The 13,439-nt window shown below is 63.1% G+C and carries 9 protein-coding genes and 1 other RNA gene; 8 read left to right on the top strand and 2 right to left on the bottom strand.

Translation table 11 applies throughout. The features are described from left to right. The first annotated feature begins 127 nt into the window (after positions 1–127). The 6 genes from CQW31_RS07150 to CQW31_RS07125 all read left to right on the top strand — a co-directional run bounded on the left by CQW31_RS07150 (position 128) and on the right by CQW31_RS07125 (position 8,504). Positions 128–787, top strand: coding sequence for a GntR family transcriptional regulator (locus tag CQW31_RS07150; RefSeq protein WP_054884122.1), 660 nt, complete (start codon positions 128–130; stop codon positions 785–787). A gap of 3 nt (positions 788–790) precedes the next feature. After that, complete coding sequence (gene smc, locus CQW31_RS07145; protein ID WP_099814173.1) at positions 791–4,279, top strand: chromosome segregation protein SMC; 3,489 nt, start codon at positions 791–793, stop codon at positions 4,277–4,279. Between the two features lie 204 nt (positions 4,280–4,483). Beyond that, positions 4,484–5,368 carry a cell division protein ZipA gene (gene zipA, locus CQW31_RS07140; RefSeq protein WP_099814172.1) on the top strand — a complete coding sequence of 295 codons (885 nt, stop codon included), beginning with the start codon at positions 4,484–4,486 and terminating at the stop codon, positions 5,366–5,368. A gap of 99 nt (positions 5,369–5,467) precedes the next feature. Further along, a complete protein-coding gene (gene ligA / locus CQW31_RS07135; protein ID WP_099814171.1) occupies positions 5,468–7,798 on the top strand; it encodes an NAD-dependent DNA ligase LigA in 2,331 nt (776 codons plus the stop codon). A 262-nt stretch (positions 7,799–8,060) separates the two neighbouring features. Continuing rightward, an RNA gene (gene ffs, locus CQW31_RS07130) (signal recognition particle sRNA small type) lies at positions 8,061–8,157 on the top strand. A 182-nt stretch (positions 8,158–8,339) separates the two neighbouring features. Further along, positions 8,340–8,504 carry a hypothetical protein gene (locus CQW31_RS07125; RefSeq protein ID WP_249341948.1) on the top strand — a complete coding sequence of 55 codons (165 nt, stop codon included), beginning with the start codon at positions 8,340–8,342 and terminating at the stop codon, positions 8,502–8,504. Between the two features lie 449 nt (positions 8,505–8,953). Here CQW31_RS07125 and CQW31_RS07110 read toward each other — a convergent pair whose 3' ends face one another. Continuing rightward, complete coding sequence (locus CQW31_RS07110; RefSeq protein WP_099814169.1) at positions 8,954–9,721, bottom strand: ABC transporter substrate-binding protein; 768 nt, start codon at positions 9,719–9,721, stop codon at positions 8,954–8,956. A gap of 123 nt (positions 9,722–9,844) precedes the next feature. Here CQW31_RS07110 and dnaX point away from each other — a divergent pair, with 123 nt between their 5' ends. Together dnaX and CQW31_RS07100 are read left to right on the top strand one after the other, a co-directional pair. Next, complete coding sequence (gene dnaX / locus CQW31_RS07105; RefSeq protein ID WP_099814168.1) at positions 9,845–11,866, top strand: DNA polymerase III subunit gamma/tau; 2,022 nt, start codon at positions 9,845–9,847, stop codon at positions 11,864–11,866. A 63-nt stretch (positions 11,867–11,929) separates the two neighbouring features. Beyond that, the gene (locus CQW31_RS07100) at positions 11,930–12,265 is read left to right on the top strand and encodes a YbaB/EbfC family nucleoid-associated protein (protein WP_028692865.1); all 336 of its coding nucleotides are present in this window, start codon (positions 11,930–11,932) and stop codon (positions 12,263–12,265) included. Positions 12,266–12,350: 85 nt separating this feature from the next. On the opposite strand, the gene proC is transcribed toward CQW31_RS07100, so the two are convergent. After that, positions 12,351–13,145, bottom strand: coding sequence for a pyrroline-5-carboxylate reductase (gene proC / locus CQW31_RS07095; protein WP_099814167.1), 795 nt, complete (start codon positions 13,143–13,145; stop codon positions 12,351–12,353). Positions 13,146–13,439: the final 294 nt, after the last annotated feature.

Raw genomic sequence — 13,439 nt, 5'->3', positions numbered from 1 at the left:
ATAGATCGCGCCGTGTGGCTGACGGTTTGGCAGGGTAAATAAAGCGCCGCGCCCCTCTGCGCGTGCGCTGGGCAAGTGCGCTACAATCGCTCCCTTGTGCCCAGTTCAATGATTTTGAAGGAAAACCATGACGTTCAAGGCGCCGGACAGCCTCTCCGAGCAGATTGCCGACTACCTGGCCGAACGCATCATCCGCGGCGAACTTGCGCCGGGTGAGCGTATCCAGGAGCAGAAGGTCACCCAGGCCCTGAGCGTCAGCCGCGGTTCGGTGCGCGAAGCGTTGTTGATCCTCGAACGTCGCCATCTGGTGGCGATCCTGCCGCGACGTGGTGCTCATGTCACTGAGCTGGACGAGCGCAGCGTGCGCAGCCTGTGCACCTTGATGGGCGAGTTCTACATCTTGCTGGGCAACGCTGTTGCCCAGCAATGGCGCCTGGAAGCCGACCTGCGCCCGTTTCTGGACATCCAGCAACGCCTGCAACAGGCTCGCGAGCGCCAGGACATCAAGGTGTTCGTCGCCGAGAGCTTCGCGGTGATGCGCGCTGCCTATCCTTTTGCTGACAACCCCTATCTGCAGGAAACCGTAGAAAACCTTCAGCCGGCCATGAGCCGTGCCTACTACCTGGCCCTTGATCAGCGCCAGGCCAGCATGGACGACTACCTCGACCTGTTCGCCCGCCTGCTCGAAGCCGTGGTGGCGCGTGACCTGCCGCGCATCCGCGAGGTGCTCACCGCCTATGGCCAGCGCAGCTGCGAACTGGTGCTGGCGGCGTTGGCCCGAGGCTGACCGATGCGCCTGAAGTGCATTCGCCTGGCCGGGTTCAAGTCGTTCGTCGACCCGACCACGGTCAACTTCCCCAGCAACATGGCGGCCGTGGTCGGCCCCAACGGCTGCGGCAAGTCCAACATCATCGATGCAGTGCGTTGGGTGATGGGCGAAAGTTCGGCGAAGAACCTGCGTGGCGAGTCGATGACCGACGTCATCTTCAACGGCTCCACCAGCCGCAAACCGGTGAGCCAGGCCAGTATCGAGCTGGTGTTCGACAACAGCGAAACCACCTTGCTGGGTGAATACGCCGCTTATGCCGAAATATCCATCCGCCGCAAGGTCACCCGCGACGGGCAGAACAGCTATTACCTGAACGGCACCAAATGCCGCCGTCGGGACATCACCGACATTTTCCTCGGCACCGGCCTGGGCCCGCGCAGCTACTCGATCATCGAGCAGGGCATGATCTCCAAGCTGATCGAGGCCAAGCCCGAAGAGCTGCGCAACTTCATCGAAGAGGCGGCCGGCATCTCCAAGTACAAAGAGCGCCGCCGCGAGACCGAAAGCCGCATCCGCCGCACCCAGGAGAACCTGGCGCGTCTGACCGACCTGCGCGAAGAGCTGGAGCGCCAGCTCGAGCGCCTGCACCGCCAGGCCCAGGCCGCCGAGAAGTATCGCGAATACAAGGCCCAGGAACGCCAGCTCAAGGCGCGCCTGTCGGCCTTGCGCTGGCGTGACCTGGACGAGCGTGTGCGCCAGCGCGAGACCGTGATCGGCGATCAGGATATCGCTCATGAGGCGCTGGTTGCCGAGCAGCGCAATGCCGATGCCAGCATCGAGCGGCTGCGCGACGGCCATCATGAATTGTCCGAGCGCTTCAACCAGGTGCAGGGCCGCTTCTATTCGGTGGCGGGTGACATCGCTCGGGTAGAGCAGAGTATCCAGCACGGTCAGCAGCGCCTGCGCCAGTTGCAGGACGACCTCATGGAAGCCGAGCGCACGCGCCAGGAAACCGAGTCGCACCTGGGTCATGACCGCACGCTGCTGGCCACCCTGGGTGAAGAGCTGGCCATGCTCGAACCGGAGCAGGCGTTGACCCTGGCCGCCGCTGAAGAGGCTGCCGCCACCCTCGAAGAGGCCGAGCTGGGCATGCACGGCTGGCAAGAGCAATGGGACAGTTTCAATACCCGCTCTGCCGAGCCGCGGCGCCAGGCCGAGGTGCAGCAGGCGCGCCTGCTGCAGCTGGAGGCCAGCCTGGCACGCGTTGCCGAGCGCCAGCGCAAGCTGGTCGAGGAGGGCGAGCAGTTGGAGGCGCAACCACAGGATGCCTCCCTGCTCGAACTCTCCGAGCAACTGGCCAGCAGCGAGATGCTGATGGAAGAGTTGCAGTCATCGGAGGGGCAGGTGGTCGAGCGCCTGGAAAGCGTGCGTGAGCAACTGCAGCAGGCGACCAGTGCCCAGCAACAGCAGCAGGGCGACCTGCAGCGCCTCGGCGGTCGCCTGGCCTCGTTGGAGGCGCTGCAGCAGGCCGCGCTGGAGCCGGGGGGCGGTGCCGCCGACTGGTTGCGCGAGCAAGGCCTGCAGCAACGCCCGCGCCTGGCTGAGGGACTGCGCGTGGAGCCGGGTTGGGAGCTGGCAGTGGAAACCGTGCTGGGTGCCGACTTGCAGGCTGTGCTGCTGGACGATTTTGCCGGGCTGGACTTCGCCGGCCTGGAGCAGGGCGAGCTACGCCTGTTGCTGGCGGCTGATGGTCGTGAGCGTCACCCCGGCAGCTTGCTCGACAAGGTCGAGGGGAGTACCGATCTGAGTCCGTGGCTGGGCCGGGTGCAGCCGGTCGAAGACCTCGCCGAGGCCTTGGTGCGGCGCGCCGCACTGGGCGAAGGGCAGAGCCTGGTCAGCCGCGATGGCTACTGGGTTGGCCGCCATTTCCTGCGCGTCAGCCGCGGTGGCGAGGCGCAGGGAGGGGTGCTGGCCCGTGGCCAGGAAATCGAACGCCTTGGGCAGCAGCAACTGGAGCTTGAGGCCGCGCTGGAGCAGCTGGAGCAGCAGCTTGAGGCCGCCCGCGAGCAGCAGCTGGGCCTGGAAGAACAGCGGGAGCAGCTGCGCCGGCGCAGCCAGGAAGAAAGCCGCCAGCACGGTGAGCTCAAGGCCAGCCTTTCTGCCGGCCGTGCGCGCGCCGAGCAGGTAGAGCTGCGCCGTCGCCGCCTGCAGGAAGAGCTGATTGAGCTTCAGGAGCAGCGTGCCCTGGAACAAGAACAGTTGGGCGAGGCGCGCCTGGTGCTGCAGGAAGCACTGGACCTGATGGCTCAGGACACCGAGCAGCGCGAACAGCTGATGGCGCGCCGTGACACCCTGCGCGAAGGCCTTGATCGTATCCGCCAGGAAGCTCGTCAACACAAGGACCACGCCCATCAGCTGGCCGTGCGCCTGGGCTCGCTGCGCGCTCAGCACGACTCCACCCGCCAGGCCCTGGAGCGCCTGGAGCAACAAGCTGCGCGCCTGAGCGAGCGCCAGGAGCAGCTGAGCCTGAACCTCGAAGAAGGTGAGGCGCCGCTCGAAGAACTGCGCCTGAAGCTCGAGGAGCTGCTGGAACGGCGCATGAGCGTCGATGAGGAAATGCGCCTGGCGCGCCTGCACATGGATGAAGCCGACCGCGCACTGCGCGATGCCGAAAAGCGCCGCACCCAGGCCGAGCAGCAAGCCCAGTTGCTGCGCGGCCAACTGGAGCAGATGCGCCTGGAAAACCAGGGCCTGGACATTCGCCGCAAGACCTTGCAGGAACAATTGCTGGCCGACGGCTACGATTTGCAGGGTGTGCTCGCCACTGTCGAGGCCGATGCCAGCGAGCAGGGCACCGAGCAGGAACTGGAGCAGATGGAAAGCCGCATCCAGCGCCTGGGTGCAATCAACCTGGCGGCCATCGAGGAGTACGAGCAGCAGTCCGAGCGCAAGCGTTACCTCGACGCCCAGGACGCCGATCTGGTCGAGGCCCTGGACACCCTGGAAAACGTCATCCGCAAGATCGACAAGGAAACCCGCAACCGCTTCAAGGATACCTTTGATCAGATAAATGCCGGATTACAGGCACTTTTTCCAAAAGTTTTCGGTGGTGGCAGCGCTTATCTGGAACTGACGGGCGAAGATCTACTCGATACAGGGGTGACGATCATGGCGCGCCCGCCGGGCAAGAAGAACAGCACCATCCATCTGCTGTCCGGCGGCGAGAAGGCACTGACCGCATTGGCGCTGGTGTTTGCCATCTTCAAGTTGAACCCCGCACCGTTCTGCATGCTCGACGAGGTCGATGCGCCGCTGGACGATGCCAACGTCGGGCGGTACGCCCGCCTGGTCAAGGAAATGAGTGAAAGCGTGCAGTTCATCTACATCACCCATAACAAGATTGCCATGGAGATGGCGGATCAATTGATGGGGGTGACCATGCACGAGCCCGGTTGCTCACGTCTTGTTGCAGTTGATGTGGAGGAGGCCCTGGCCATGGTGGACGCCTGATGAGCGAAGATAGGGCGAAATCTGTAGGCAAATGCCCCTGTCATGTGCGACAGACGGTGTAAAGTTGCCTTTGGTCGTGCTAGCTTAATGTCACTCGTTTTTTGCGTGGGTAAAACGCCTGTCAGAACATAGAGTTGGCGCCACGTGTTAAAGGGCTTTGAACCCTTTGTTTTCAAGCATATTTTTATAGAGGCACGGGATTACATGGAAATCGGTCTGCGCGAGTGGCTGATCGTCATCGGCGTCATTGTCATCGCCGGTATTCTTTTCGACGGCTGGCGCCGCATGCGCGGCGGAAAAGGCAAGCTGAAATTCCGTCTGGATCGCAGTTATTCCAACCTGCCGGACGAAGAAGGCAGCGCCGAAGTGCTCGGCCCGTCGCGGGTGCTGGAGACCCAGAAGGAGCCTGAACTGGACGAAACCGACCTGCCTTCGGTCAGTGCGCCAGCACGCGAGCGTGAGCGTGAGCCCAAGCCGGCCAAGGCCAGCAAGCGCGGCAAACGTGTGGCAGAAGCGCAGCAGCAGGGTGACTTGAACCTGGCCGCCGAACCTCGCGAGCCTGACCTGTTCGCCGATGCCGACGAAGATCTCGCCGCCGACACCACCCGCAACAACGGTTTCGCTGCCACCGGCAACGCAGCCAAGGAGCTGCCACCGGTCGAGGAAGTGCTGGTGATCAGCGTGATTTCCCGCGACGAAGGTGGTTTCAAAGGCCCGGCCCTGCTGCAGAACATCCTTGAAAGCGGCCTGCGTTTTGGCGAAATGGATATCTTCCATCGTCACGAAAGCATGGCCGGTCATGGTGAAGTCCTGTTCTCCATGGCCAACGCGGTCAAGCCGGGCATCTTCGACCTGGACGACATCGACCATTTCAGCACCCGTGCGGTGAGCTTCTTCCTCGGCCTGCCAGGCCCGCGTCATCCGAAGCAAGCCTTCGACGTGATGGTGGCGGCAGCGCGCAAGCTGGCCCACGAGCTCAACGGCGAACTGAAGGACGACCAGCGCAGCGTGCTGACCGCCCAGACCATCGAGCACTACCGCCAGCGCATCGTCGAATTCGAGCGCCGTGCGCTGACCCAGAAGCGCTGATATGCCCAAGTGGGCAGGCCTGGCCTCGGTCTCGCCCACCCTGTTTCAAGTGCAAGAGCAGCCCTGGGCTGCTCTTTTGCTTTGCAAGAGAACCTGAAAATGACCGCCGAAACCCGAATCCACGAACTGCGCGCCGAGCTGGACCAGCACAACTATCGCTACTACGTGCTCGACGAGCCGAGCGTGCCCGATGCCGAGTACGACCGCCTGTTCAATGAGCTCAAGGCGCTCGAGGCCGAGCACCCGCATCTGGTAACCCCTGACTCGCCTACCCAACGTGTCGGTGGCGCCGCCCTGGCTGCCTTCAGCCAGGTTCGTCACGAAGTGCCGATGCTCAGCCTCGGTAATGCTTTCGAAGAGGCCGACCTGCGCGAGTTCGGTCGCCGCGTGGTGGACGGGCTCGACCAGCCCGGCACGGTGGACTTCAGTTGCGAGCCGAAGCTCGATGGCCTGGCGGTGAGCCTGCTCTACCGTGACGGCCAGTTGGTGCAGGGTGCCACCCGTGGTGACGGCACCACCGGCGAGGACATCAGCGCCAACGTGCGCACCGTGCGCAACATTCCGCTCAGGCTGCATGGCAAGGGCTGGCCTTCCGTGCTCGAAGTGCGTGGCGAGGTATACATGAGCAAGGCTGGCTTCGACCGCCTCAATGCTGCCCAGGCGCAAGCTGGCGGCAAGACCTTCGCCAACCCGCGCAACGCCGCTGCCGGCAGCCTGCGCCAGCTCGATTCGAAAATCACTGCCGGGCGCCCGCTGGAGTTCTGCTGCTACGGCGTCGGGCAGGTTTCTGCGAGCATCGGCGAGAGCCACATCGCCATCCTTGAACAGCTCAAGCAGTGGGGCCTGCCGATCAGCCGCGAGCTCAGGCATGCGGCCGGTATCGAAGAATGCCTGGCCTACTACCGCGACATCGGCGAGCGCCGCAACAGCCTGCCGTACGAAATCGACGGCGTGGTATTCAAGGTCAACAGCCTGGCTGCCCAGCGCGAGCTGGGCTTCCGCGCGCGTGAGCCACGCTGGGCCATCGCCCACAAGTTCCCGGCCATGGAAGAGCTCACCGAAGTGCTCGACGTCGAGTTCCAGGTCGGCCGTACCGGCGCGGTCACGCCCGTGGCGCGCCTGAAACCGGTCAAGGTAGCCGGTGTGACGGTGTCCAACGCCACCCTGCACAACATGGACGAAATTGCCCGCCTGGGGCTGCGCATCGGTGACACGGTGATCATCCGCCGTGCCGGTGACGTGATCCCGCAGGTCATGCAGGTGGTGCTCGACCGCCGTCCGGAAGATGCGCGCCCGGTACAGGTGCCGAGCGAATGCCCGGTCTGTGGCTCGCAGGTCGAGCGCACTCAGCTGGTCAAGCGCAGCAAGGGCAAGGAAACCACCAGTGAAGGTGCGGTGTATCGCTGCGTCGGCCGCCTGGCCTGCGCCGCCCAGCTCAAGCAGGCGATCATTCATTACGTTTCGCGCCGCGCCATGGACATCGATGGCCTGGGCGAGAAAAGCGTCGAGCAGCTGGTGGATGAAGGCCTGATCAGCTCGCCGGCAGACTTGTACAGGCTGGAATTCGATCAGATCGTCGGCCTCGAGGGCTTTGCCGAGGTCTCCAGCAAGAAGCTGCTGGACGCCATCGAAGCCAGCAAGCGCCCGAGCCTGGCGCGCTTCATCTACGCCTTGGGCATTCCGGATGTCGGCGAGGAGACTGCCAAGGTCCTGGCCCGCTCGCTGGGCAGCCTGGCCCGCGTGCAGCAGGCGCTGCCGCAGGTGCTGACCTATTTGCCGGACATCGGCCTGGAAGTCGCCTACGAGATCCACAACTTCTTCGAGGACGAGCACAACCGCAAGGTCATCGAGCAGTTGCTGGCCTACGGCATGCAGCTGCAGGATGAAGGCGAGCTGGCTGCCGAGTTCGCCGCCAGCACGACCCTTGCGGGCATGATCGCCAAGCTGGACATCGCCTCGGTTGGCCCCACGGGCGCCGAGAAGTTGGTCGCCAAGCTCGATAGCCTGGACAAGATCATCGCCGCTGACGGCATCGACCTGCGCCAGGCCCTGGCGGCGAAGCAGGCCGAAGCGGTGCGCGAGTTCTTCAAGGACGAGGCTAATCAGAAGCTGGCCCGTGATATCGAGGCCCAGCTGTTGGCGTTCGGCATGCACTGGAGCAGCGAGAAGAAAGTGGCCGAAGGCCTGCCGCTTGCTGGCCAGACGTGGGTGCTGACGGGTTCTCTAGAGCGCTTCAGTCGCGACATCGCCAAGGAGAAGCTGGAAGGGCTGGGGGCCAAGGTGGCCGGCTCGGTGTCGGGCAAGACCCACTGCGTGGTGGCTGGCCCTGGTGCGGGTTCCAAACTGGCCAAGGCCAGTGAGCTTGGGGTGAAGGTGCTGGATGAAGAGGCCTTTGTAACCTTCCTGGCAGAGCACGGCATCACTGTCTGACGTTCTGCGGTCCCTGTAGGAGCGGCCTTGTGTCGCGAACGGGCTGCAAAGCAGCCCCAATTGGTGCCATGACGCTATATTGCCGGGGCTGCTTCGCAGCCCTTTCGCGACACAAGGCCGCTCCTACACGAGTCGCGTGCCAAGTCCTGGTCGGTCAAGTCATTGAGAAATGATGACTTTTTCTTCCACAGAGGTTGTATCTTCGCCCCAGACCGGTACAATGGCGCGGCTCGCTGTTTGGCGAGTCGCGTAGTGGTGGCCCCATCGGTCCCCCCGCATTGATTACCCGTTAACCTGGTCAGGCCCGGAAGGGAGCAGCCATAGCGGGAACATCGAGTGCCGGGGTGTGGCTGGTGGGGCCGCCTCCATTTCCGGGGTCGGAGAATTGCATTCGGCCCGGCATCCAGATTCATCCCCCTCGGTATCACTGGGCTACAGGTGTCGCATGATCGATGTGCCGGCAACTATCAAGGTCAAAGTGAATCCCGCGCCCAGGCCCTTGACCTGAAGCCAGGCAATCGTTCCGATGGAATATGGGCTGATGAATGTTTCCCATTATTTGATGTTCGCCGACAGCGATAGCCGCCGGGCGCTTGAACGGATCGAGGGTGAGGAGGCGCGACAGTTGCTCCAGCAGGGGCTGCGAGCGATGCAGATTGCCTGTGGGCAGGCGGATGCGCTGGTGGCGGCTTTGGAGCGGAAGTGATCGTGTGAGGGCTGGCAAGTGCTTGGCGGGCTTTCGCGTCAGGGCCGCCATGTGCCCGCCACAAAAGCTTCAGTGCCTGTGAGATCGAGCGCCGCCCGCGCGGCGCATCGCGGGCAAGCCCGCTCCCACATCTGTTTCGGGCCAGTTATTCCTGTGCCGCCAACAGGATCCGCCTTGGTTCATAACTGGAGACCGATGATAAGCAGTTATGCGCATGACTGGAAATAGGTGAAGCGGCATCAGCGTCAACCGAGATGCATCGCCATGCCAACAAGGCGGTCCCTGTTGGCGGCACAGGAGAGACTGGCCCGAAACAGATGTGGGAGCGGGCTTGCCCGCGATGCGCCGCGCGGGCGGCGCTCGATCTCACAGGCACTGAAGCTTTTGTGGCGGGCACCTAGAGGCCCAGATGCTCTATCCAGGCAGGCGCCCAGCGGTCCGGGCTAAACTCAAGGCTGGACCGCCGAAATTTCCCCTGAATACCCTGTCGCCCCATACCGCCGCACAATCCGCTCAATCTCCCCGGACTCCTTCATCCGTACCAGTGCCCGTAAAACCCCCTGGGTCGGTATCGCCGGATCATCCCTCACCATGCACCCCAGCGCCTGTTCCTCTAGCACTGCCTGCACCTGCAGCCGCTGCCCGGGCGGTAAGCCCTGGTTGAACCATGCCACCGACAGCTCATTGCTCACCGCATGCTGATACCGGCCAGCCTGTAGCTTCTGCAGCGCCAGTTGCTGGCTGCGGCTGTCCTCCCGCTGCAGGCGCCCCTGGGCAAACAATGGCTCCAGCGTGCCGTAGGCATAGCCCAGCACCGTGCCGATCGCCTGGGGCGGCAGTTGTTCGGGGCGGGCAGGGGCGGCGTCGCCCGGGCGCCCGACCAGCACATCGCGTTGATGAATCAGCGGAATGCTCCAGACGAAATTGCCCGGTCGATCATTGAACCACTGGCTGCTTACATAGCAGCGCACATCGATGTCGCCCGCGTCCATCGCCTGTTGCATGCGCAAGCGGGCCAGCACGTGGTACTCGGGGCGCACGCCGGCCTCCCGGGCCAATGCCTGGATCAGGTCGAATACCAGGCCCTCCACCGGCTTGTCGCCTTCGATCCGCACCAACGGCATACTCCAGCTCTCGGCCACGGAAAAACGCAGCACCGGCAAGTCCGCCAGGCTGTGCGTGGTCCAGAGCATGAGCAGAGCCAGCAGTCGTCGCAATGCATATCCTCCTTGAACAGTGCGCCAGGTGCTTAGCTTAGACGAGCCGCGCAGGGTGCAATTTTGCCCCCGCTCCGCTAGCATTAGCGATCTTCCGCTCGATCAGGCTACGATGGTTTTTCGATGAGTTATCAGGTTCTTGCACGTAAATGGCGTCCGCGCTCGTTCCGCGAAATGGTCGGCCAGGCCCATGTGCTCAAGGCCTTGATCAATGCCTTGGACAACCAGCGTCTGCACCACGCCTATCTGTTCACCGGCACGCGGGGCGTGGGCAAGACCACCATTGCACGAATCATAGCCAAATGCCTCAACTGCGAGACCGGTATCACGTCCACGCCCTGCGGCACGTGTTCGGTATGCCGGGAGATCGACGAGGGCCGCTTCGTCGACCTGATCGAGATCGACGCCGCGAGCCGCACCAAGGTCGAAGATACCCGCGAACTGCTCGATAACGTGCAGTACGCGCCAAGCCGTGGTCGCTTCAAGGTCTACCTGATCGACGAAGTGCACATGCTCTCCACCCACTCGTTCAACGCCTTGCTCAAGACGCTGGAAGAGCCGCCGCCCTACGTCAAGTTCATCCTTGCCACCACCGACCCGCAGAAGTTGCCTGCGACCATTCTGTCGCGCTGCCTGCAGTTCTCGTTGAAGAACATGAGCCCGGAGCGGGTGGTCGAGCACCTGAGCCATGTGCTGCAGGCCGAGAACGTGCCGTTCGAGCCAGATGCCCTGTGGTTGCTCGGCCGTGCTGCCGACGGCTCGATGCGTGATGCCATGAGCTTGACTGACCAGGCCATTGCCTTTGGCGAAGGCAAGGTGCTGGCGGCCGATGTGCGTGCCATGCTCGGCAGCCTCGATCACGGCCAGGTCTATGGTGTGCTGCAGGCGCTGCTCGAAGGTGATGCGCGTGCGCTGCTCGAAGCCGTACGCAACCTTGCCGAACAGGGGCCGGACTGGGGCGGCGTACTCGCCGAAATGCTCAATGTGCTGCACCGCGTTGCCATCGCCCAGGCGCTGCCCGAGGCGGTGGATAACGGCCAGGGCGATCGCGAGCGGGTGCTGGCACTGGCCTCGGCGTTGCCGGCCGAAGATGTGCAGTTCTACTATCAGATGGGCCTGATCGGCCGTCGCGACCTGCCGTTGGCGCCGGACCCGCGGGGCGGTTTCGAAATGGTCCTGCTACGCATGCTGGCGTTCCGCCCGGCAGATAGCGACGACGCGCCGAAGCCGGTGCTAAAGCCAGTGGGGATCAGCCAGGCCACAGCTGATCCGGCAACCACGGTGGCAGCGCCAGCCGTTGCTGTCGCGGCGCCTGCCGTAGCGCCGGCGCAACCTGCGCCGGTGGCGTCGGCCCCGCAGGCCGAAGTCGCGCCGGTCGTGGAGCCGGCTCCTGAACCTGAGCCTGAGGTTGTAGCGCCTGAGCCGCCGGCGGTCGAGGAGGTCATCGATCTACCCTGGGAAGAGCCCGCTGCGCCGCCCGCGCCCGTCGCCGCACCGGCCCCAGCCCCGGTAGTTGCCGCGCAAAACGCCCAGCCCTCGTACGACGAGCCACCGTTCGACCCATCCGCCTACGCTTCGGCGGGTATGGAGCGTGACGACGAGCCGCCGATGGATGAAGACTATTACGGTGGCGAAAGTGACCCGGTAGGCTTCAGCTACCTGGACGAGCTGGCGGAACACGTTCAGGAAGATACCCCGGCAGTCGCACCCGAGCCGCTGCCAGCTGCCCGGCCGGCGACCGGCCTGGCCCTGCAATGGCTGGAATTGTTCCCACAGTTGCCTGTGTCCGGGATGACAGGCAACATCGCTGCAAACTGTACGCTCATGGCTGTCGACGGTGACGACTGGCTGCTGCACCTGGACCCTGGCCAGGGTGCGCTGTTCAATGCCACCCAGCAACGCCGGTTGAACGAGGCGCTCAACCAGCATCTGGGGCGCACCTTGAACCTGCGGATCGAACTGATCCGCCCCGAGCAGGAAACCCCGGCCCAGGCGGCCTCGCGCAAGCGTGCCGAGCGCCAGCAGGACGCCGTGCTGTCGATTGAGCAGGATCCGTTGATCCAGCAGATGATCAAGCAGTTCGGTGCCACGGTGCGACAGGATACTATTGAGCCTGTAGAAGCCCTGGTCAGCCAGGGCCAGTAATCGATAACCATGCGGCCGGCCCCTCGCCGGGCCGCATCACATGACCCAATCGAGGTATACCCCATGATGAAAGGTGGCATGGCCGGCCTGATGAAGCAGGCCCAGCAGATGCAGGAAAAGATGCAGAAGATGCAGGAAGAGCTGGCCAACGCCGAAGTCACCGGTCAGTCCGGTGGTGGCCTGGTGAGCGTGGTGATGACCGGCCGTCATGACGTCAAGCGTGTCAGCATCGACCAGAGCCTGATGTCGACCGACGAGGACGACAAGGAAGTCCTGGAAGACCTGATCGCCGCAGCGCTGAACGACGCCGTGCGCAAGATCGAGCAGAACAGCCAGGACAAGATGGGCAGCATGACCGCTGGCATGCAATTGCCACCGGGCTTCAAGATGCCGTTCTAACGCTTCGGCAATTCAAGAGAGCCGCCATTGGGTTTCCAGTGGCGGCTTTTTTATTTGAATGATTGAACAATTACACGTTGTTCAATCAGTCGCCTTTCGACATTTCCACCGAGCGGTGATGCGCAGCGGAAGTTGCCTGTTCCACCAGTTGCCGAAGTTTGTGCTGGCTTTCAAATACTTCAATGGCCGCAGCGGTAGTGCCATTGGGGGAAGTTACCGCGACGCGCAGTTCGGTGAAATTGGCATGAGCCTGATGTTGCAAAGTTGCAGCGCCGAACGCAGTCTGCGCTGCCAGTTTTCGTGCCAGTTCAGCGTCCAGTCCCAACTTCACGCCCGCCTCGGCAAGAGCCTCGCTGAACAGATGGTAATACGCCGGGCCGCTGCCGCTGATGGCCGTCACCGCATCCAGTAGCTGTTCCTCATCCACCCAGTAAGCCGCACCTACCGCCTCGAACAGGCGGCCTATCACGGCCTTGCGTTTGCTATCGAGCTGCGCACCTGCATACAGCCCTGTGCAACCGGCCCCCAGCAGTACCGGAGTATTAGGCATGGCTCGCACCACCGGGCAACGCTGGCCGATGGCGTCGCTCAGGCTGGCCTCGGTAACGCCCGCAGCTACCGAGACCACAGTGGCCCGACTGCACTGTCGATCATTCAGCCCGGCGAGCGCGCTGCTGGCGTAAGCCGGCTTGACCGCCAGCACGATCAGTTCGAATGCCTGATCGGCGGGTACATCCTGCAGTCGGGTGTAGCGGCCTGCTGCGGCGTTCGCACTCAACCCTGGGTCGACGATGGTCAGGCGTTCGACCAGGCCGCCCTTGAGCCAGGCATCGCCCAGCGCGCCGCCCATTCGCCCGTAACCGATGAAAAGCACGTTCATTGAATGCCTCGCGTTGTGTTTGTTGTTTTCGTTTTTTAGCTTAAGGGCTTTTTTGACAAAGGTGCAACCGGGTGCAACTCAAAAACATGTGTATTGGCAGGCTATCGTGACTCATGAGTCAGCCGCGCACTCTTTTGGCGTTAGTGGGTGTTTCTGCTGTTTGATTGAACCAAAACGGGGCATTTCGTTATTAATTCCAAAATAATAAATGATTAATCGTTTAATCAAGGTTGCACCTTTTTAAAAGGTTTGAATAAGATTCGCTCGCAATGGTGCAACCCGGTTGCTCTTTTG

The organism is Pseudomonas sp. 382, from assembly GCF_002759075.1.
Classification (GTDB): Bacteria; Pseudomonadota; Gammaproteobacteria; order Pseudomonadales; family Pseudomonadaceae; genus Aquipseudomonas; species Aquipseudomonas vlassakiae.
This window is presented reverse-complemented; position numbering and strand designations above follow the sequence as displayed.

Excerpts from the sequence above, each read along its gene's own strand:
- CQW31_RS07150 (WP_054884122.1), top strand. The coding sequence starts at position 128 with ATGACGTTCAAGGCGCCGGACAGCCTCTCCGAGCAGATTGCCGACTAC.
- smc (WP_099814173.1), top strand. The coding sequence starts at position 791 with ATGCGCCTGAAGTGCATTCGCCTGGCCGGGTTCAAGTCGTTCGTCGAC.
- zipA (WP_099814172.1), top strand. The coding sequence starts at position 4,484 with ATGGAAATCGGTCTGCGCGAGTGGCTGATCGTCATCGGCGTCATTGTC.
- ligA (WP_099814171.1), top strand. The coding sequence starts at position 5,468 with ATGACCGCCGAAACCCGAATCCACGAACTGCGCGCCGAGCTGGACCAG.
- CQW31_RS07125 (WP_249341948.1), top strand. The coding sequence starts at position 8,340 with ATGAATGTTTCCCATTATTTGATGTTCGCCGACAGCGATAGCCGCCGG.
- dnaX (WP_099814168.1), top strand. The coding sequence starts at position 9,845 with ATGAGTTATCAGGTTCTTGCACGTAAATGGCGTCCGCGCTCGTTCCGC.
- CQW31_RS07100 (WP_028692865.1), top strand. The coding sequence starts at position 11,930 with ATGATGAAAGGTGGCATGGCCGGCCTGATGAAGCAGGCCCAGCAGATG.
- proC (WP_099814167.1), bottom strand. The coding sequence starts at position 13,145 with ATGAACGTGCTTTTCATCGGTTACGGGCGAATGGGCGGCGCGCTGGGC.